General features: G+C 52.6%; 17 protein-coding genes. 6 read left to right on the forward strand and 11 right to left on the reverse strand.

The window, feature by feature from the left end; all coding sequences use genetic code 11:
- Positions 1–46: 46 nt before the first annotated feature.
- The 5 genes from fabY to typA form a co-directional block, all read right to left on the reverse strand.
- Positions 47–994, reverse strand: coding sequence for a fatty acid biosynthesis protein FabY (gene fabY / locus HX773_RS11825; RefSeq protein WP_008109787.1), 948 nt, complete (start codon positions 992–994; stop codon positions 47–49).
- 59 nt (positions 995–1053) lie between these two features.
- Complete coding sequence (dtd, locus tag HX773_RS11830) at positions 1054–1491, reverse strand: D-aminoacyl-tRNA deacylase (protein ID WP_176971644.1); 438 nt, start codon at positions 1489–1491, stop codon at positions 1054–1056.
- A complete protein-coding gene (locus HX773_RS11835; RefSeq protein ID WP_176971653.1) occupies positions 1488–2357 on the reverse strand; it encodes a virulence factor BrkB family protein in 870 nt (289 codons plus the stop codon). The genes dtd and HX773_RS11835 overlap by 4 nt, the downstream gene beginning before the upstream one ends.
- Positions 2358–2360: 3 nt before the next feature.
- Complete coding sequence (yihX, locus tag HX773_RS11840; RefSeq protein WP_101760718.1) at positions 2361–2957, reverse strand: glucose-1-phosphatase; 597 nt, start codon at positions 2955–2957, stop codon at positions 2361–2363.
- A gap of 184 nt (positions 2958–3141) precedes the next feature.
- On the reverse strand, positions 3142–4962 hold the full coding sequence (gene typA, locus HX773_RS11845; RefSeq protein ID WP_007885247.1) for a ribosome-dependent GTPase TypA: 1821 nt from the start codon (positions 4960–4962) through the stop codon (positions 3142–3144).
- A gap of 439 nt (positions 4963–5401) precedes the next feature.
- On the opposite strand from typA, the gene glnA reads away from it, so the two are divergent.
- The 3 genes from glnA (at position 5402) to glnG (ending at position 9465) form a co-directional block, all read left to right on the forward strand.
- Positions 5402–6811, forward strand: coding sequence for a glutamate--ammonia ligase (gene glnA / locus HX773_RS11850; protein WP_176971645.1), 1410 nt, complete (start codon positions 5402–5404; stop codon positions 6809–6811).
- A gap of 187 nt (positions 6812–6998) precedes the next feature.
- Positions 6999–8048, forward strand: coding sequence for a nitrogen regulation protein NR(II) (gene glnL / locus HX773_RS11855; RefSeq protein ID WP_008109798.1), 1050 nt, complete (start codon positions 6999–7001; stop codon positions 8046–8048).
- 7 nt (positions 8049–8055) lie between these two features.
- Positions 8056–9465 (forward strand): nitrogen regulation protein NR(I), encoded by a 1410-nt coding sequence (glnG, locus tag HX773_RS11860; protein WP_008109800.1) that lies wholly within the window; start codon positions 8056–8058, stop codon positions 9463–9465.
- Positions 9466–9516: 51 nt separating this feature from the next.
- Here the strand turns inward: glnG and hemN are convergent, their stop codons facing one another.
- Both hemN and yihI read right to left on the reverse strand, forming a co-directional pair.
- A complete protein-coding gene (gene hemN, locus HX773_RS11865; protein ID WP_176971646.1) occupies positions 9517–10890 on the reverse strand; it encodes an oxygen-independent coproporphyrinogen III oxidase in 1374 nt (457 codons plus the stop codon).
- A gap of 236 nt (positions 10891–11126) precedes the next feature.
- The gene (yihI, locus tag HX773_RS11870; protein ID WP_176971647.1) at positions 11127–11648 is read right to left on the reverse strand and encodes a Der GTPase-activating protein YihI; all 522 of its coding nucleotides are present in this window, start codon (positions 11646–11648) and stop codon (positions 11127–11129) included.
- Positions 11649–12203: 555 nt separating this feature from the next.
- On the opposite strand from yihI, the gene yihA reads away from it, so the two are divergent.
- The gene (yihA, locus tag HX773_RS11875) at positions 12204–12845 is read left to right on the forward strand and encodes a ribosome biogenesis GTP-binding protein YihA/YsxC (RefSeq protein WP_176971648.1); all 642 of its coding nucleotides are present in this window, start codon (positions 12204–12206) and stop codon (positions 12843–12845) included.
- A gap of 395 nt (positions 12846–13240) precedes the next feature.
- Here yihA and polA read toward each other — a convergent pair whose 3' ends face one another.
- The 4 genes from polA to HX773_RS11895 form a co-directional block, all read right to left on the reverse strand.
- Positions 13241–16033, reverse strand: coding sequence for a DNA polymerase I (gene polA, locus HX773_RS11880; protein ID WP_176971649.1), 2793 nt, complete (start codon positions 16031–16033; stop codon positions 13241–13243).
- A 367-nt stretch (positions 16034–16400) separates the two neighbouring features.
- Positions 16401–17030 (reverse strand): thiol:disulfide interchange protein DsbA, encoded by a 630-nt coding sequence (gene dsbA, locus HX773_RS11885; protein WP_008109808.1) that lies wholly within the window; start codon positions 17028–17030, stop codon positions 16401–16403.
- Positions 17031–17056: 26 nt separating this feature from the next.
- Positions 17057–18043, reverse strand: a complete 987-nt coding sequence (locus tag HX773_RS11890; RefSeq protein WP_176971650.1) for a serine/threonine protein kinase — start codon at positions 18041–18043, stop codon at positions 17057–17059.
- A 46-nt stretch (positions 18044–18089) separates the two neighbouring features.
- The gene (locus tag HX773_RS11895) at positions 18090–18365 is read right to left on the reverse strand and encodes a YihD family protein (protein ID WP_176971654.1); all 276 of its coding nucleotides are present in this window, start codon (positions 18363–18365) and stop codon (positions 18090–18092) included.
- A 72-nt stretch (positions 18366–18437) separates the two neighbouring features.
- Between HX773_RS11895 and mobA the strand changes: the two genes are divergently transcribed.
- Entirely contained in the window at positions 18438–19013 is a 576-nt protein-coding gene (gene mobA / locus HX773_RS11900) for a molybdenum cofactor guanylyltransferase MobA (protein WP_176971651.1), read from the forward strand.
- Positions 19010–19513 (forward strand): molybdopterin-guanine dinucleotide biosynthesis protein MobB, encoded by a 504-nt coding sequence (mobB, locus tag HX773_RS11905; protein WP_176971652.1) that lies wholly within the window; start codon positions 19010–19012, stop codon positions 19511–19513. The genes mobA and mobB overlap by 4 nt, the downstream gene beginning before the upstream one ends.
- Positions 19514–19558 lie beyond the last annotated feature (45 nt).

A 19558-nucleotide genomic window follows, 5' to 3' on the forward strand; every position in this document is an offset into this window, starting at 1 on the left:
CAGTACGTTTAAATAACAAGGTCGCCATGAATGGCGACCCTACGTGTTAGTTGATACGTGCGCCGGAACCGCCCTCTTCCAGCGCCCCGTCAGAATCGGCGGGCAGCACGATATACACGCCTTCGAATACCGCGCCCAGCTCATCATCACCAAACAGCTCCACTTCCATCTGCACACGCGCTTTGCGGCCACGCGCCAGACGATCAAGATCGCCGCTGAGCGAGCCGAGATCGGCAATCGCGCCCGGACGCCCGCTGATCGGTTTGCTGTAGCGAATATGTGCATCCGCCAGAATAATGGTGCCACCGAGATGGCGCTCGCGCAGCAGCAGCCAAATCAAACCCCAGCCGGTGAGCGTGGCGAGCGAGAACAAGCTACCCGCGAACAAGGTGTGATGAGGATTCTGGTTGCCTGCTTCAGGCATGGTGGTAACGAATTTTTGCCCGGTATATTGCAGAATGCGCACGCCCATTTTTTCACTCAGCGGGATGTGCTCGTACCAGGCTTGTTGCAGCTGTCCGCACCAGTCGGCACGATGCAGAATATCGTCGAGCGTCACGACCGGTTTGATCATCAGGAAGTGGCGCACCGGCGTGGTTTGCGGCGCGGTGATTTCGCCCTGATTGACGTAGCCGAGCTTGGCAAAGAATTCGACGGCGTCTTCACGCGCGCTACAGGTGACGCGTTTCGCCCCTTCCTGACGCGCGACCGATTCCAGCGTCATCGCCACCAGCGTGCCAAGACCTTTGCCCTGCACAGATGGATGCACGGCGAGGAAGCGAATCGCCGCTTCATTCTCGGCATTGATGTACAGACGGCCGATCGCCACCGGTTTGCCCTGCTCATCCACTACCATTTGATGATGCGCCAGCGCATCCCAGGCATCACGCTCAGAACCCTGCGGCTGACGCAGCGGCTTTCGTAACATTTCCCAGCGGAACTGGTAATACATATCCAGCTCTTCCGCCGTTTGCGGCACGCGAAGATGATACATAAAGTGATTCTCTCGTTCGGAGCTTGCGTGGCTAAGTCCTTGCCGCTCGGCTGAAAACCTCACACCTGTAACCAGAAGGTCACCGGACCATCGTTTACCAACGAAACCTGCATATTGGCGGCGAAGCGCCCGTTTGCGGTGGTCACGCCCTGTGTTCGGCAGCAATCGCTAAAGTATTCATACAGGCGCTCGGCTTCCGCCGGTTCTGCGCCGCCAGAGAAAGAGGGACGCATACCTTTATTGGTATCCGCGGCGAGGGTGAATTGCGACACCACCAGCACGCTGCCACCCGCCTGCTGCACATTGAGATTCATTTTGTCGTTCTCATCCGCAAAGATGCGGTAGCCCAGCACGCGCTCGGTCAAACGCTGCGCTTTTTGTTCGTCGTCGCCCTTTTCCACACCCAATAACACCAATAACCCATTGCCAATTTCGCCCACTGTCACGTCGTCAACGCTGACACTGGCGCGGCTGACGCGCTGAATCAAAGCAATCATGTTTCCTCACGTTCTTTTTCGCGTTCCTGCTGTTTTAGCTGGCGATAGTCATCCAGCGTGACGGTGATTTCCGCGCCTAACAACACAATACACCACGACCAGTAAACCCAAAGGAACAGAATTGGGATGACCGCCAGAACGCCGTAAATTAACTGATACGAAGGGAACATCGTAACATAGAGCGCAAAGCCTTTTTTGCCCAGCTCGAACAGCAATCCGGCAACGATGGCGCCGATCAATGCATCGCGCGTCGGCACGCGTCGCGTCGGTACAATGCTGTACAGCAGCCAGAAAGCGAGGATCGAGAGACACAGCGGGAATATGCGCAGCAGATGATCGATCAAGCTGGTGACGCCCGTGACGTTCACCCAACGCAGCGACAACAGATAGGAGCTGAGCGCTAAACTTGCGCCAGCCAGCAGCGGGCCCAGCGTTAAGATCATCCAGTAAACAGCAAAGGAGTAGACCATTGGACGCGGTTTATCGCTGCGCCAGATGGCGTTCAACGCGCTGTCCACCGAATGCATCAACAGCAGCGCGGTGACGATCAATCCCACAATGCCGACCGCCGTCATCTTATTGACGTTGGCGACGAACTGGTCGAGATAACGCTGAATCACGTCGCCCGTTGCCGGAATGAAGTTGGTAAAGATGAAGTTCTTGAGCTGCACGCTGATGTCCGAGAACATCGGAAAAGCAGCAAACAGTGCGAACACCACGGCAATCAGCGGCACCAATGCCAGCAATGAGACGTAGGCGAGATTCCCCGCCTGCGTCGTCATGTTGTCATCGTCAACGCGTTGCCACAGCAGTTTTACCCACAAATAAAAGGCATGCGCCGAATGGCGCAGATGTCGATGTTTCAGCACTCAGAGACGACCCGCAAACCAGTCCGGCACGGTTTTCTCATCAACCACCAGCACGCTTTCAATGCCGAGTGCGCGCGCAGCGTCGATATTGGCCTGATTATCATCGAAAAATACCGCCTGATCGGCCTGATAACCTTCGTGCTGCAGCACATAGTTATAGATGCGCGCTTCCGGCTTACGCATGCCGATATCCTGCGACATATAAAGATGATCGGCCGCCTGTTGAACATCGGGATATTGGGTTGGCCAGAACTCGAAGTGCAGCTGATTGGTATTGGACAGGATCACCACGCGCTCGCCATTGGCACGCAGCTTGTTCATGATCGCCAGCGTTTCCGGACGCACGCCGACAAAGACCGCCTGCCAACCAGCGGTGAATTGCGGATAGCTCAGCGCGATATCCAGCTGGTCGCAAATGCGCGCAGCGAATTCTGGATCGCTGATTTCGCCACGTTCGTGTTTCTCAAAAGCCTCATCCATGCGGAAACGACTTTGCAGCGTGGATAACGGCACGCGCCCTAAGTCGCTCCAGACGCCGAGCACACGATTGAAATCGATATCAACAATCACATTGCCTAAATCAAAGATGTACAGCATGACGCCTCCTCTTTTCGTTCCCTGGATCATTCACTTTAGCGGCAAAAGTGGGAGCTGAACAGGGACGAGGAAAGGGAAATCAGTAATCTGGAAGCGGAGCCAAACTTCAATAAGCGAGCGTTGCAGCGGGTTGCAGGCATAAAAAAGCCCCGCAAGTGCGGGGCTCAATATCAGACTGTATCGCTTACTCTTTGCTGCCGCGAGAAGAACGTTTACGATCGTTCTCGGTCAGATGACGTTTACGAATACGTACTGACAGCGGAGTCACTTCTACCAGTTCATCATCATCGATGAACTCGATAGCCTGTTCCAGCGTCATTTTCTGCGGTGGAACCAGAGTGGTGGCTTCGTCAGTACCTGACGCACGCATGTTGGTCAGTTTCTTACCGGTCAGGCAGTTTACGGTCAGGTCGTTAGAACGGCTGTGAATACCGATGATCTGGCCTTCATACACTTCCGCACCGTGACCGAGGAACAGCTTACCGCGATCCTGCAGACCGAACAGGGCGAACGCTACCGCTTTACCCTGACCGTTTGAGATCAGCACGCCGTTCTGACGCTGGCCCACTTCGCCCGGACGAACGTCGTCGTAGTGGCTGAAGGTGGAGTACAGCAGACCGGTACCTGAAGTCATGGTCATGAATTCGTTACGGAAGCCGATCAGACCACGGCTTGGGATCATGTAGTCGAGACGTACACGGCCTTTACCATCTGGATCCATGTTTTTCAGGTCGCCTTTACGCTCACCCATCGCTTGCATCACAGAACCCTGATGGGTTTCTTCGATGTCGAGGGTCACGTTTTCGAATGGCTCCTGCTTACGGCCTTCGAACTCGCGGAAGATGACTTTCGGACGGGATACCGCCAGCTCGAAACCTTCACGACGCATGTTCTCGATCAGAACCGACAAGTGCAGCTCACCACGACCGGAAACGCGGAACGCATCCGAATCTTCGGTTTCTTCAACGCGCAGTGCCACGTTGTGTACCAGCTCTTTGTTCAAACGCTCCAGGATCTGGCGCGAGGTCACGAACTTACCTTCTTTACCGCAGAACGGTGAGGTGTTCACGTTGAAGAACATGGTAACGGTTGGCTCATCGACGCTCAGGGCTGGCAGCGCTTCCACATTCTGCGTGTCGCAGATGGTGTCAGAGATGTTCAGCTCGCCCAGACCGGTGATGGCGATGATGTCGCCCGCTTCCGCCAGGGTGCTTTCGATACGCTCCAGACCAAGGTGGCCCAGCACTTTACCGACTTTACCGTTACGGGTTTTGCCTTCGCTATCAATGATAGTGACTTGCTGGTTCGGCTTCACGGTACCGCGCTTGATGCGGCCGATGCCGATCACGCCCAGATAGTTGTTGTAGTCCAGCTGCGAGATCTGCATCTGCAGTGGCGCTTCAACTTCAACCTGAGGTGGAGAAACGTGGTCAACGATCGCCTGATACAGCGGGGTCATGTCGTCAGCCATGTCGGTGTGTTCCAGACCCGCGATACCATTCAACGCCGAAGCGAAGATGATCGGGAAGTCCAGCTGCTCGTCGGTCGCATCCAGGTTAACGAACAGGTCAAATACCTGATCAACAACCCAATCAGGACGCGCGCCCGGACGGTCAACTTTGTTGATAACCACAATCGGCTTCAAACCATGAGCAAATGCTTTCTTGGTTACGAAGCGGGTTTGCGGCATAGGGCCATCCATCGCATCTACAACCAGCAGCACCGAATCAACCATGGACATTACACGTTCCACTTCACCACCGAAGTCGGCGTGTCCTGGGGTATCAACGATGTTGATACGGTAGTCGTTCCATTTGATAGCGGTGTTTTTTGCGAGGATGGTAATCCCACGCTCTTTCTCCAAATCGTTGGAGTCCATTACGCGCTCAGTCGCTTCGGTACGAGCATCAAAAGTACCGGACTGTTGTAGCAGCTTGTCAACCAGGGTGGTCTTACCATGGTCAACGTGCGCGATGATGGCGATGTTACGCAAATTTTCGATCACAGCTTTGCCTCAGGCATTATAGAAATAACGCGGTATTGTACACGGATTAAGCGGAAGACTGAACATGATCACAGATTTCGCCGAAAGTTTCTCGTAGCGCTGGTTTTTAGCACCATTTACGGTGCATTAATCTGCACTGCGGTGGCAAATTGCACCATATTGGTGCTTAACTTCACCTGCTACGCACCAATATGATGCATGCAATCCATCCTGGTGCAGCCTTCGACTCACGAAAGGGCGCATTGTAGCGCCATTTTCGCCATTGTCATAAAGTTGGCACAGAATTCGCTTTATATATTTTAAGCGAAAACGACAGTTATAAAACGGTTGAAAGAGCTTGCCGAGATCTTTGGTTAGGAATGGTCAGCAGTCGTGACACATTCCCGGCAACGAAGTTCTCTCACCATGACGATAATGACCATTTCCAGGAGAGTTGAGTATGTCCGCTGAACACGTTCTCTCGATGATGAACGAGCATGAAGTTAAGTTTGTTGACCTGCGTTTTACCGACACTAAAGGTAAAGAACAGCACGTTACTATCCCTGCTCACCAGGTTAACGCTGACTTCTTTGAAGAAGGCAAAATGTTCGATGGCTCCTCCATCGGTGGCTGGAAAGGCATTAACGAATCAGACATGGTGCTGATGCCGGATGCAACCACTGCAGTCATGGATCCGTTCTTCGAAGACTCGACCCTGATCATCCGTTGCGACATCCTTGAGCCAGGCACACTGCAGGGCTACGACCGTGACCCACGCTCCATTGCTAAGCGTGCAGAAGAGTTCCTGCGTTCTTCAGGCATCGCGGATACCGTGCTGTTTGGACCAGAGCCAGAGTTCTTCCTGTTCGATGACATCCGTTTCGGTTCTTCTACTTCAGGTTCACACGTTGCTATCGACGATATCGAAGCAGCATGGAACACCGGTAAAGAGTACGAAGGCGGTAACAAAGGTCACCGTCCAGGTCTGAAAGGCGGTTACTTCCCAGTGCCACCGGTTGACTCAGGACAGGACATTCGTTCTGCCATGTGTCTGACCATGGAGCAGATGGGTCTGGTGGTTGAAGCACATCACCACGAAGTAGCCACTGCTGGTCAGAACGAAGTGGCAACCCGCTTCAACACCATGACCAAAAAAGCTGACGAAATTCAGATCTACAAATACGTGGTGCACAACGTTGCTCACGCGTACGGCAAAACGGCAACCTTTATGCCTAAGCCAATGTTCGGCGATAACGGTTCTGGTATGCACTGCCACATGTCCCTGTCAAAAGGCGGCGTGAACCTGTTCTCTGGCGACAAGTACGGCGGCCTGTCTGAAACTGCTCTGTTCTACATCGGCGGTATCATCAAGCACGCTAAAGCGATCAACGCCCTGGCGAACCCAACCACCAACTCTTACAAGCGTCTGGTCCCAGGCTACGAAGCACCCGTTATGCTGGCTTACTCTGCCCGTAACCGTTCTGCTTCTATCCGTATCCCAGTGGTTGCCAGCCCGAAAGCACGTCGTATCGAAGCACGCTTCCCGGATCCAGCGGCTAACCCATACCTGGCATTCACCGCGCTGCTAATGGCCGGTCTTGATGGTGTTATCAACAAGATCCACCCTGGCGATGCGATGGACAAAAACCTGTATGACCTGCCACCGGAAGAAGAAGCTGAGATTCCAAAAGTTGCAGGTTCTCTGGAAGAAGCACTGAACGCACTGAACGAAGACCGCGAGTTCCTGACCCGTGGCGGCGTGTTCACTGATGACGCTATCGATGCGTACATCGAACTGCGTAAGCCAGAAGTTGACCGTGTGCGTATGACTCCGCACCCAGTTGAGTTCGAACTGTACTACAGCGTTTAATTTAAAAATTTCAGCTCTCTGTTCACGCGCTCTTTTTGCTGCGTGAACAGCCTGAAAGATTTTTAATTGCCGTGGAAACTTTAGCCCATCTCCGGATGGGCTTTTTTCTCCGCGCATTCATGGTTCGAAGCACAGATTTCCGTCCTGAAAGGCTATAATGCACTAAATTAGTGCAGAGGAACGCTGTATGGCAACTGGCACGCTGCCCGACGCGGGGCAGATTCTCAACTCCCTGATCAACAGTATTTTGCTGGTCGATAACGATTTAGTTATCCATTACGCCAATCCGGCGGCTCAGCAATTACTGGCGCAAAGCTCACGTAAATTGTTCGGCACGCCATTACCGGAATTAACCGGCTATTTTTCGCTGAATATTGAGGTGATGAGCGAGAGTCTCGGAGCTGGCCAGGGCTTTACCGATAGCGAAGTCACGCTAGTGGTCGATGGCCGCGCGCACATTATGTCGCTCACGGCACAGCGCTTACCGGATGGCTTTATTCTGCTGGAAATGGCGCCGATGGATAATCAACGTCGTCTTAGCCAGGAACAAATTCAGCATGCTCAACAAGTCGCTGCCCGCGATTTAGTACGCGGTCTGGCGCATGAGATTAAAAACCCGCTGGGAGGATTACGTGGCGCCGCGCAGCTACTGACTCGCGCGTTACCCGATCCTTCCCTGCATGAATATACGCGCATCATCATTGAGCAAGCCGACCGCCTGCGTAATCTGGTCGATCGTCTGCTTGGCCCGCAACAGCCGGGCTTGCACGTAACGCAAAGCATTCATCAGGTCGCCGAGCGCGTGGTGAATCTGGTGTCGATGGAGCTGCCGGATAACGTCTCGCTGGTGCGTGATTACGACCCAAGCCTGCCGGAACTGCCGCACGATCCCGACCAGATTGAACAAGTGCTGTTGAATGTGGTGCGTAACGCGCTGCAGGCCTTGGGCGATGAAGGCGGCACCATTGTGATTCGTACGCGTACCGCTTTCCAGCTCACGCTGCACGGCACGCGTTACCGTTTAGTCGCGCGTATTGATATTGAAGATGACGGCCCAGGCATTCCGGCCCAGCTACAAGACACCCTGTTCTATCCGATGGTTAGCGGACGCGAAGGCGGCACCGGTTTAGGCCTGTCCATCGCCCGTAGCCTGATCGATCAGCATTCAGGAAAAATAGAATTTAACAGTTGGCCAGGTCACACCGAATTCTCGGTTTACCTGCCTATTCGCCAGTGAGGTTTCTATGCAACGAGGGATAGTCTGGATCGTCGATGACGATAGCTCCATCCGCTGGGTGCTTGAAAGGGCACTCACTGGAGCCGGTTTGAGCTGTGCAACCTTTGACAGCGCTAACGAGGTATTGGACGCGCTCGCAAGCAAAACCCCAGACGTATTATTGTCAGACATTCGTATGCCTGGCATGGATGGACTTGCGCTGCTGAAACAGATTAAGCAGCGCCATCCGATGCTGCCGGTGATCATTATGACCGCGCACTCCGATCTGGATGCGGCCGTCAGCGCTTATCAGCAAGGTGCGTTTGATTACCTGCCAAAGCCGTTTGATATTGATGAAGCCGTCGCGCTGGTTGAACGTGCGATTAGCCATTATCAGGAGCAGCAGCAGCCGCGTAATCAGCCCGTCAGCGGCCCAACCACCGACATTATCGGCGAAGCGCCGGCCATGCAGGATGTGTTCCGCATCATTGGTCGTCTTTCACGCTCCTCAATTAGCGTGCTGATCAACGGTGAATCCGGTACCGGTAAAGAGTTGGTGGCACATGCGCTGCATCGCCACAGTCCACGCGCAAAATCTCCTTTTATCGCGCTCAACATGGCGGCGATTCCCAAAGATTTGATTGAATCAGAGCTGTTTGGTCACGAGAAAGGCGCGTTCACCGGTGCCAACCAGATTCGTCAGGGACGTTTTGAGCAGGCCGATGGCGGCACGCTGTTCCTCGATGAAATTGGTGATATGCCGCTTGATGTGCAAACCCGCTTATTACGCGTATTGGCCGATGGCCAGTTTTATCGCGTTGGCGGCTATGCGCCGGTGAAAGTGGATGTGCGTATCATCGCGGCTACCCACCAGAATCTTGAGCTGCGCGTGCAGGAAGGCAAATTCCGTGAAGACTTGTTCCATCGTCTTAACGTGATTCGCGTTCATCTGCCGCCGCTGCGTGAACGACGCGAAGATATTCCGCGCCTGGCGCGTTACTTCCTGCAGGTCGCTGCGCGTGAGTTAGGCGTGGAAGCGAAGATTCTGCATCCGGAAACCGAAACCGCGCTGACGCGTCTGCATTGGTCCGGTAACGTGCGCCAGCTGGAAAATACCTGTCGCTGGTTGACGGTGATGGCAGCGGGTCAGGAAGTGCTGATTCAGGATCTGCCGCCTGAACTGTTTGAATCCAGCACGCCAGACAATCCGGTGCAATCATTGCCGGACAGCTGGGCTACGCTGCTGGCGCAGTGGGCAGATCGCGCCCTGCGTTCCGGTCATCAAAACCTGTTGTCGGAAGCACAGCCGGAGATGGAGCGCACGCTGCTCACCACCGCGCTGCGTCACACGCAAGGGCACAAACAGGAAGCGGCACGCTTGCTCGGCTGGGGACGTAATACTCTGACGCGTAAGTTGAAAGAACTGGGAATGGAATAACGCGCACGTTTTGCGTGTTGAAACCGGGGAGCGAATGGGCTCCCCGTTTTTTTATATCACTCGCGAGAATTGCTGCATGCGCACCTTTTGGCGCATATACACATCGAAGCACATACAGATGTTACGAATCAGCAACCGACCGACGCCGGTAACGTGCAGGCTGCGACCGCGCTGCTCTACCAATCCATCCGCCACCAGCGGCGCTAACAGCGCTAAATCCTCGGCAAAATAGCGTTCAAACTCAACCGGGTATTGCGCCTCTACCGCGGCAAAATCCAGTGCGAAGTTGCAGATTAAGGCTTTAATTACATCGCGGCGCAAACAATCATCGTCACTCAACGTAAGCCCGCGCCACAGCGCATTGCCGCGCTGCTCAACATCTGCGTAATAGGCTTTCAACTCTTTGTGATTTTGCGCATAGCTGTCGCCCAGCATGCTGATGGCCGACACGCCCAAACCGAGCAGATCGGTTTCGCCCTGTGTGGTGTAGCCCTGAAAATTACGATGCAGTTCGCCAGCGCGTTGTGCCACCGCCAGTTCATCATCCGGACGCGCGAAGTGATCCATGCCGATAAACTGATAACCTTCGCCGGTTAAGGTGGCGATGGTTTCCTGCAGGATCTGCAGTTTCTGTGCTGCACCTGGCAGCTCATCGTCTTTAATTTTGCGCTGCGCAGCGAACAGCGCAGGCATGTGCGCATAGTTGAAGACGCTGAGGCGATCGGGATTGAGCGCAATAACACGCTGTAAGGTGAAGGCGAAGCTTTCCGGCGTCTGCAGCGGCAAACCATAAATCAGATCGAGGCTAACCGAACGGAAACCCTGCTCACGCGCACGCTGCACCAGAGCGAAGATGGTTTCTTCATCCTGCACGCGATTCACGCGCTCCTGCACCGCTTTATTAAAGTCCTGCACGCCCATGCTCAAGCGATTAAAACCTTCCGCGCGCAGATGATCGATCATCTCCAGTTCGATTTCACGCGGATCAACCTCGATCGACATTTCGACGTCATCGGCAATCGTAAAATGCTCGCGTAGCAGCGCCACCAGCCGGCTCACCTGCTGCTGGTTGAGGAATGTCGGCGTACCGCCGCCCCAATGCAACTGAGTGACGCAGCGGCCCGAAAATAAGGGCGCACGCTGGCGGATTTCCTGCTCCAGCACATCAAGGTAGCGATCGGCTTTATGCAGCTGGCGCGTCACGATTTTATTGCAGCCACAGAAGTAGCAAAGACGATGGCAAAACGGGATATGCACATACAGCGATAACGGACGATCGGGATAGCGCTGCACGGCTTGCTGAAAATCTGCCTCACCAAAGTTCTCACTGAACTCGAGCGCGGTGGGATAAGAGGTATAACGTGGGCCAGCGTAATTGTATTTTTCGATGAGGCGCTGATCCCAATCAATCTGCTGCGATGACATGCTCACTCCTTACGGTGACGTCGTCTGAGAGAGGGTCGCGTGACAGAAGAGTGGACGAAGCGATGGGCTGAACGCCGACGTAAACGCGACTTCAGACGCGACAGGCGGCGTAGTTTAAACAATAACCAGAGCAGATAACATGTCAGCAGCAGCGCGAAAATTGATCCAGGCCAAAACATAGGTGAATACCTGTTTAGCGCGGCATGCGCGAAAACGCATGCCGATCAAAATTTGCCTTAATTACCTTTTAGCAGGCGCATCATATCTTCTTCAGCCTGCTCATCTTCCGCTTCGTCATCCAGCGCGATGCCCAGCGTTTCCATCAGCTCATCGATGCGGTCTAAGGTTTGATCCAGCCAGGCCTGATCTTCGCCACTCAGGGTTTCACCGTTTTCCAGGCGATCCAGCAGCGTATCCAGACGTTCGTCATTTTCCAGCTTCGCCAGCTCTTCTTGCGGCGTCAGGCGAACTTTTTCCGCTTTTGGCTTTGGTTTCGCTTCAGGCTTTTTCGCCGGCTGGGTTTTACCATCAGCAACTAATGCGATAGGCGTTTTGCTGCCCAGCCGTGGATCCTGAGCTTTTTTACCCTGGCCTTTGCCAGCGGTTTGCGTTTCCGGATTGGCGCGGCTGCCAGATTTGTGGCCGCTATGTTTTTTATCGCGTTTGCGATCGCGCGCTTCCAGATTTAGGTCTTCACGCGATTTGCGTTTGGCTTTCGCAGCAGGTTTGCCACGCGGGGCTGATGCAGGTTGCTTCATGGTGTCCGGTCTCGGCGGTGCTTTGTGAGTTCAGTATAGAATTGCGGCGAAATCTAGCAGAAAGTAAGCAAAGAAAAAAGGCGATAGCCTATGCTATCGCCTTTTATCGCACCTTCATACGAAGGAAACACTGAATAAATCCTTTACGGCTCACAACGTCCCGGTTGCTCCATCGCCACATCGCTCCTGCGATTAATCCCTGTCCTTGTTCGATTCCTGCCTGAATCGCTTCCCGCCATGCTCTTGGTCATCCCCGACACTCCTGAGCTCATCATCCTGATGGGTGCTGCCGTGCACTGACAACAAATGTAGACTAATAGGTAAAATGAACAAGTGAGACTTGTCTCTATTTTAGAGTGGCATTTCCTACAAGCATTTCAACTTATTGAAAATTAATATCTAAATCGATTATTCCTATTCCATGAAGCGGTAATCGCTGGCAGTAAAAATCATAGATCTCTTACAAAATGACGCGTTTAGACGCTATCGGGCACTTTTGCGCCATTACAGGTATAATCAGCCCAATTGCCCGATTCATTTTGCTGGAGTTTCACTTTGTCTGCTTTGAACTATCACATGACCCATTTCATGCTCAGCGCCCCCGATATTCGCCATTTACCGGCGGATGTGGGTATTGAAGTTGCTTTTGCCGGGCGCTCGAATGCAGGCAAATCCAGCGCGCTGAACACCATCACCAACCAAAAAGGTCTGGCACGTACCAGTAAAACGCCAGGTCGTACTCAGCTGATAAACCTGTTTGAAGTGGTTGAAGGTAAATGTCTGGTTGATTTACCCGGTTATGGCTATGCCCAGGTTCCGGAAGAGATGAAGCGCAAATGGCAGCGTTCGCTGGCGGAATATTTGCAAAAACGTCAGGCGCTGAAAGGTCTGGTGGTCTTGATGGATATTCGTCATCCGCTGAAAGATCTCGATCAGAACATGATTGAATGGGCAGTGCAGAGCCAAATTCCCGTGCTGGTCTTATTGACCAAAGCCGACAAGCTGGCATCCGGCGCGCGCAAAGCACAACTGACGATGGTGCGCGAAGCGTCGTTGGCCTTTAACGGTGATGTGCAGGTAGAAATGTTCTCGTCACTGAAGAAGATGGGCGTTGATATTGTGCGTAAGAAGCTGGACAGCTGGTTTAGCGAACTGGAGCCTGCGCAAGAAGGCGACGGCGAAGAAGCAGCTGAGTGATTTTGTTGCGGCTCTTGAGAAAAAGCCCAATAAAAAACGCCCCAGTCATAAATGACTGGGGCGGCTAAATATTCAGCCAAATCCGATTACGTGAAGTAAAAGGTCTGAAAGATAGAACATCTTACCTCTGTACCCTACGCGACAAACTCTACCTGATTTTCCGCGCCCTACAAAGGGTTTTTTGTTGTTAAGTTTCAGGATTCGACATCTTTTTTACTAAGCTCATCACACTTTCGCGTGTGCGATGTAGTTTAATTACTAAAAAAATGCTTAGACGATAAGCAGTTACAAAACGCGCATTTAATAGACCGCTTTGTAAGGTTGCTGAACCGATTAAGTAAACTTTTTTCTTATGATGATGTCAGCGGCACGCAAATACCGCTGAATCAGTATGATCAGTGTGCCTCATCCCAGTTATCGCCGGTGCCTACTTCCACCTGCAGCGGCACATCCAGCTTCATGCTGTTCTCCATCAGATCACGGATGGTCTTAATGGCGCTATCCACTGCATCGCTGCGGATCTCAAACACCAGTTCATCGTGTACCTGCATAATCATGCGCACGGCATCGTCTTTTTGCTCTAACAGCCAGCCATCCACCGCAATCATTGCGCGTTTGATGATGTCTGCCGCCGTGCCTTGCATTGGGGCATTGATCGCCGCTCGCTCCGCCGCTTTACGACGAATGGCATTGCTGGAGGTGATATCAGGCAGCCACAAGCGACGACCATCGAGCGTTTCTACATAGCCTTTATCTGCTGCCTTCGCGCGCGTCTCTTCCATATAACGCAGCACGCCCGGATAGCGTTCAAAGTAGAGATCCATGTATTTCTTCGCCTCACCCGCACCGATATTGAGCTGGCGGGAAAGACCAAACGCGCTCATTCCGTAGATCAAACCGAAGTTGATCGCCTTGGCACTGCGACGCTGCTCACCCGATACTTTGCTTAGCGCCACACCAAATACTTCTGATGCGGTGGCACGGTGGATATCTTCGCCCTGAGCAAACGCATCCAGCAGGCCTTTATCTTGCGACAGATGCGCCATGATACGCAGTTCAATCTGTGAGTAGTCCGCAGCCACAATAATATTGCCCGGCCCGGCGATAAACGCCTGGCGGATTCGGCGCCCTTCTTCGTTACGCACCGGGATATTCTGCAGGTTAGGATCGGTAGACGAGAGTCGTCCCGTCGCCGTCACCGCCTGATGATAGGAAGTATGTACGCGGCCGGTAAGTGGATTGATCATCAGTGGCAGTTTATCGGTGTAAGTCGATTTCAACTTCGATAAACCACGATGTTCCAGAATCACTTTCGGCAGTGGATAATCGAGCGCCAGTTCAGCCAGCACCTCTTCGCTGGTCGACGGTGCGCCGCCCGGCGTTTTCTTGGTCGGCTTGATACCCTGCTTTTCAAACAGAATGGTTTGCAGCTGCTTAGGTGAAGAGAGATTGAACGGTTCGCCCGCCAGCTCGTGCGCTTTCAGCTCCAGCTCAGCCACACGCGTGGTCAACTCCTGCGAGTGCTTCGCCAGGATATTCTGGTCAATCAGCACACCGTTGCGCTCAATACGCGATATCACCTTCAACAACGGCATTTCGATCTCTTCAAATACCTGTTTCGGCCCCGCTTCCGGCTCCAGCTTCTCCCACATTTTCAGATGCAATTGCAGCGTGACATCGGCATCTTCCGCCGCGTAGTGGCCCGCTTGCTCGATAGCAATCTGATTAAAAGTGAGCTGATTTTTACCTTTGCCTGCGATCTCTTCGAAAGTCACCGTTTTATGGTTCAGCCAGCGCGCAGCCAGACTATCCATATCGTGTTTTCCGCCCACGCTGTTCAGGCAATAGGATTCGAGCATGGTGTCGAATTTGATGCCGTTCAGTTCAATGTCGTAATTCTTCAGCACGCCGCGATCGTATTTGAGATTCTGACCAACCTTCGCCGCTTTACCATCTTCCAGCAGCGGTTTTAGCTGTTTCAGCACTTCGCTGCGATCCAGCTGATCTGGCGCATCGAGATAATCGTGGGCGACCGGCAGATAAGCCGCTTCACCCGGCGCGACGGCAAAACCAATGCCGACAATATTGGCGCTTAAGGTATCCAGTGAGTCAGTTTCAAGATCAAAAGCGAAGAGCTCGGCGCTTTTCAGTTTTTTCAGCCACTCGGCAAATGTCGCTTCATCGAGGATAGTGACGTAGCCATCCGCGGAGAGCACGCTGGTCGCTTCAGCAGCGGGCGCAGCAGGTTCGCCGAGCTGCGATTTCTTAGCCTGCGCGTTGCTCTTCTTGCCTTGTTGCAGCCATGAACCATCCTGCAGATCGGTGATCCAGCGCTTAAATTCATAGCGGCTAAACAAGGTTTGCAGTGCTTCGACATCGGGTTCATTGACGACGAGCTGATCGCAGGTCAGATCCAACTTAACGTCGGTTTTGATGGTTGCCAGCTGATAAGACAGGAACGCGACGTCGCGATTTTGCTCCAGCTTCGCCGCCATGGTTTTCGCGCCGCGGAACGAGAGATCGGCCACTTTATCGAGATTGTCATAGATTGACTGCATACCGCCCAAGCCTTGCAGCAGCGCCTGCGCGGTTTTCTCACCGACTCCCGGCACGCCAGGAATGTTGTCCGAGCTGTCGCCCATCATGGCGAGGAAATCGATAATCAGCGCTGGCGGCACGCCATATTTCTGCTCGACTTCTTCCGGACCGAGCACGGTATTCGTCATGGTGTTGATCAAGGTGATCGCAGGCGTCACCAACTGTGCCATATCTTTATCGCCGGTGCTGATCAACACCGGGCGGCCGAGTTTTTCCGCCTCTAACGCCAGCGTACCGATAACATCATCCGCCTCAACGCCAGATACCGCCAACAGCGGCAAGCCCATCGCCTTCACCATTTCATGCAGCGGCTCAATCTGCGCACGCAGATCGTCTGGCATCGGCGGACGGTGCGATTTGTAGTGCTCAAACAGCTCATCGCGGAAGGTTTTGCCTTTCGCATCGAAGACCACAGCCACATGGCTTGGCTGATACTGCATCAACAGGCTTTTCAGCATGTTGAGCACACCATACATGGCGCCAGTTGGCTCGCCTGCACTGTTCGTTAGCGGCGGAAAGGCATGATATGCACGGTACAGATAAGATGAGCCGTCGACCAGAATCAGGGGATTTTCTGCTATTTGCGCCATAGGTTCGTATTTTCTTCGTTGCGATAATGAGGGCTATAAGGATGCCACAACCGGAGGAGAATGTTGAATGCACTCGGGGAAGTCAGGATCTTTTTCGTCGTTACGCGGCACGGATCGCAGGGATCAAGCTGTGGATAAGTTTGTGCGTAAAAATCATAACGTATTGTTATTTACGTTGATTGCAATTACTTTAATATTAAAAGGTTATTTATATCAGCAAGTTAAATACTTATCGTGACCTTGCTCGCCCTAATGAAAAGACGATCGTCCATGTGGATATTAAGCGAAGGGTTAATAAATACATCGTATAAATAAGAGAAGAAAGGCAATAAAAAACGCCGGTAGTGCCGGCGTTCTAAAAACTAAATTACTTCTTTTCTACCAGGAACTTCACTACGTTGGCGTAATCAGCAACGAAGTTGTCCATTGAGCTGGTATCCAGACCGCCGTTGTTAACCATATATTTGCCGTTAACAAAGATCGCTGGCACACCTTGCAGATTGACGTCTGCTGCCGCTTTCTGCTGCTGCGCAACCAGCGCTTTTACTGCGAAGCTGTTCCACGCTGCATCGTAATCTTCTGAAGAGATGCCCGCCGCTTTAATGAAGGTCTCTTTCAGGCTTGCGGCATCAGTAACGGTTTGGGTTTTCTGAATACCGTCGAAAATCGGTGCAGTAACTTTGCTTTCTACGCCCAGCGCCATGGCAACAGCCCATGCCTGAGTGACAACCGGACCGAATTGACCGCCAAGGAAATCAACGTGGTATTTAGTCACTTTCGTGTCCGCCGGCAGGTTCTTTTTCACTGCATCGCTCACGTGATAAACGCGTTCGAACTGGTAGCAATGTGGGCAGAAGAAGGAGAAGAACTCCAGAACCTGCGGCTCACCCGCCACTGGCTTTGGCAAAGTAACGAACTGCTTACCATCGTTGAACTGTGCCGCTGAGGCGCCAAATGCCAGCATTAAACCTACCAGCGCAAACATGATCTTTTTCATCGTGAAACAATCTCCTGAGTACTTCATTAATATTGCGGGCTAAGCTGCAACGGCGGTTCGTGTAACAGCCTTTCCTGCTCGATAAATAATGCAATCTGCCGGCGCCAAAAATCCTCATCTGTCATCCAGGGAAAGGCGCGCGGAAAAGCGGGATCCTGCCAGCGGCGTACCACCCAGGCCAAATAATAAACCATGCGCATAGCGCGTAAAGGTTCAATCAGTGACAATTCATGTAAATCAAAATCACCGAACTCATTATAGGCTTCCAGCAAAATGTCCCATTGAATCAATTGTTCCTGACGATCGCCATTGACCAGCATCCACAAATCCTGCACTGCTGGTCCGTTACGGGCATCATCAAGATCGACAAACATCGGGCCTTCACGCCACAGAATATTGCCGGGATGGCAATCGCCATGCAACCTTAACGGCTGCCATTGACTATGCCAGCGCTGCTGCAACGTCGCGCTGAGCTTATCAACGGCAGCAAGCAGTAAGTCTTTGAGCGAAGCCGGTACTAACGCGCTTTGTTCCAGCTCCCGACGCGGTTGAAAAACATACTCTTCCAGGCCGAAAGTGGGTCGCTGCTGAAACAGGCTTTGCCTGGCGGTTTGATGGATGCGCCCAAGAAAGCGGCCAACCCATTCCATCTGATCCTCGTTATCGGTTTCATATTGCCGTCCACCTAAACTGGGGAAGACCGCGTACATGAAGCCTGCATGATGATTCAGCGTGCTGCCCTTTAGAACGAGCGGCGCGGCAACCGGCACTTCATCCTCTAATAAATCCTGAGTGAACTGATGCTCTTCAAGGATCTGTTGCGCGCTCCAGCGCTGCGGACGATAAAACTTAGCCACATAGCGGCGTTTATCATCATCGCTGAACTGATAGACGCGGTTTTCATAGCTATTGAGGGCGGTTAAGCCTGATTCGACACGCAGACCTGCATCCCAAAGTGCATCAAGGATGACATCGGGATTCAGCGTCTGGAAATTAAAGGCGGCTTCGCTCATCATTTGGCCTGTGTGTTACCTTTGCGATTAATGCGCAAGGATAACATCACTCATCATCCTTAATCACACCGCGAGCACGTAATAGCGCGGTTTTAAAGTCCACTTCATAATCCTTTTTCAGGCCGGGAATGACACTCTGGCTATCTGTGTCACGCATTTTGAGATGGTAAATCAATACATCATCGGTTAATTCACTTAATGGGCCACTGAAACCAGATTCCTGCGCCAGTTTTTGCAAAAATGCCAGCAAGTTGAGTTCGGCATCCTTCTGCCATGCGGGTTGCAGGAGCTCGATCAGTTCATTGAGTCGGTGATATTTCATCATTGATTCCTTTGTACAGATGGTACGCTGCCGCTCAGTAAGTATCGTCCAGAATGAAGCAAGGAGACGAAGATGACAGCATTTACTGGCGTGATCCTCGCGGGTGGCCAAGGCAGCCGTATGGGAGGCCAGGATAAAGGGTTATTGATGTTACAGGGCGAGCCCCTTTATCAGCACGTTTTGCGGCGATTCCGGCCGCAGGTCAATATTGTGTTGATAAGCGCTAACCGTAACATTGATCGCTATCAGGCAAGTGGTTGTCAGGTTGTTACCGATTCATTGCCCGATTATCCCGGACCGCTGGCTGGCATGCTTAGTGGTTTACGCAGCAGTGAAACCGAATGGGTTGCTTTCTGCGCTTGTGATACGCCATGGATCCCCAATGATTTTGTCGCGCGTCTATGGCAGCAGCGTAATGATGCGCCCGCAGTGTGGGTGAAATCCTCCCAGCGTGATCATCCAGCCTTAGCGCTGGTCAATTGTGCGTTGGCTGATGATCTTGAAGCCTGGCTACTGCGCGGCGAGCGGCGTTTAATGCAGTTTTTACGTGAGCATGGCGGGCATGCTGTTGCGTTTTCAGACCCAGAATCAGCGTTCCGCAATATCAATACGCCAGACGATCTCGTGAATGAGGAAAAGTGTTTATGAGTGTGCGCTTACTGGCGATTTCCGCATGGAGCGGGACCGGAAAAACCACTTTGCTTGAGCAAATTATCCCACTGCTTAAAGCTCAGGGGATTCGATCGGGCTTAATTAAGCACACACATCATCAGATGGATATCGATACGCCGGGAAAAGACAGTTTTTTGCTGCGCAAAGCTGGGGCAGATCAGGTGATTGTCGCCAGTAATCAGCGCTGGGCATTGATGGTTGAAACGCCTGATAACCCTCTGAGCCTGATGCAATTAGCAGCGCAGATGGATAGCTCCACGTTAGATCTGGTGCTGGTCGAGGGTTTTAAAGATGAGCCGGTCCCCAAAATTGCACTTTGGCGGCGTGGCGTTAAAGGTGAGATTAAGGATTTGCTGGATCACCATGTAATTGCCGTCGCTACTGATGTGGATATTGAACTGAATTTGCCGATATTGGATATTAATCAACCAATACAGGTGGCTGATTTTATTATTCAGTGGCTGAAAAAGCGTTGAAATAGCGAGTTTTTGGCTAACATTCAGACGTAAAAAAGCCCCGAA

It is taken from the genome of Pantoea sp. B9002, assembly GCF_013385945.1.
Lineage (GTDB): Bacteria > Pseudomonadota > Gammaproteobacteria > Enterobacterales > Enterobacteriaceae > Pantoea.

Coding starts and splice junctions, on each gene's coding strand:
- fabY (WP_008109787.1), bottom strand. CDS start 994: ATGTATCATCTTCGCGTGCCGCAAACGGCGGAAGAGCTGGATATGTAT.
- dtd (WP_176971644.1), bottom strand. CDS start 1,491: ATGATTGCTTTGATTCAGCGCGTCAGCCGCGCCAGTGTCAGCGTTGAC.
- yihX (WP_101760718.1), bottom strand. CDS start 2,957: ATGCTGTACATCTTTGATTTAGGCAATGTGATTGTTGATATCGATTTC.
- glnA (WP_176971645.1), top strand. CDS start 5,402: ATGTCCGCTGAACACGTTCTCTCGATGATGAACGAGCATGAAGTTAAG.
- glnL (WP_008109798.1), top strand. CDS start 6,999: ATGGCAACTGGCACGCTGCCCGACGCGGGGCAGATTCTCAACTCCCTG.
- glnG (WP_008109800.1), top strand. CDS start 8,056: ATGCAACGAGGGATAGTCTGGATCGTCGATGACGATAGCTCCATCCGC.
- hemN (WP_176971646.1), bottom strand. CDS start 10,890: ATGTCATCGCAGCAGATTGATTGGGATCAGCGCCTCATCGAAAAATAC.
- yihI (WP_176971647.1), bottom strand. CDS start 11,648: ATGAAGCAACCTGCATCAGCCCCGCGTGGCAAACCTGCTGCGAAAGCC.
- polA (WP_176971649.1), bottom strand. CDS start 16,033: ATGGCGCAAATAGCAGAAAATCCCCTGATTCTGGTCGACGGCTCATCT.
- dsbA (WP_008109808.1), bottom strand. CDS start 17,030: ATGAAAAAGATCATGTTTGCGCTGGTAGGTTTAATGCTGGCATTTGGC.
- HX773_RS11890 (WP_176971650.1), bottom strand. CDS start 18,043: ATGAGCGAAGCCGCCTTTAATTTCCAGACGCTGAATCCCGATGTCATC.
- HX773_RS11895 (WP_176971654.1), bottom strand. CDS start 18,365: ATGAAATATCACCGACTCAATGAACTGATCGAGCTCCTGCAACCCGCA.
- mobA (WP_176971651.1), top strand. CDS start 18,438: ATGACAGCATTTACTGGCGTGATCCTCGCGGGTGGCCAAGGCAGCCGT.
- mobB (WP_176971652.1), top strand. CDS start 19,010: ATGAGTGTGCGCTTACTGGCGATTTCCGCATGGAGCGGGACCGGAAAA.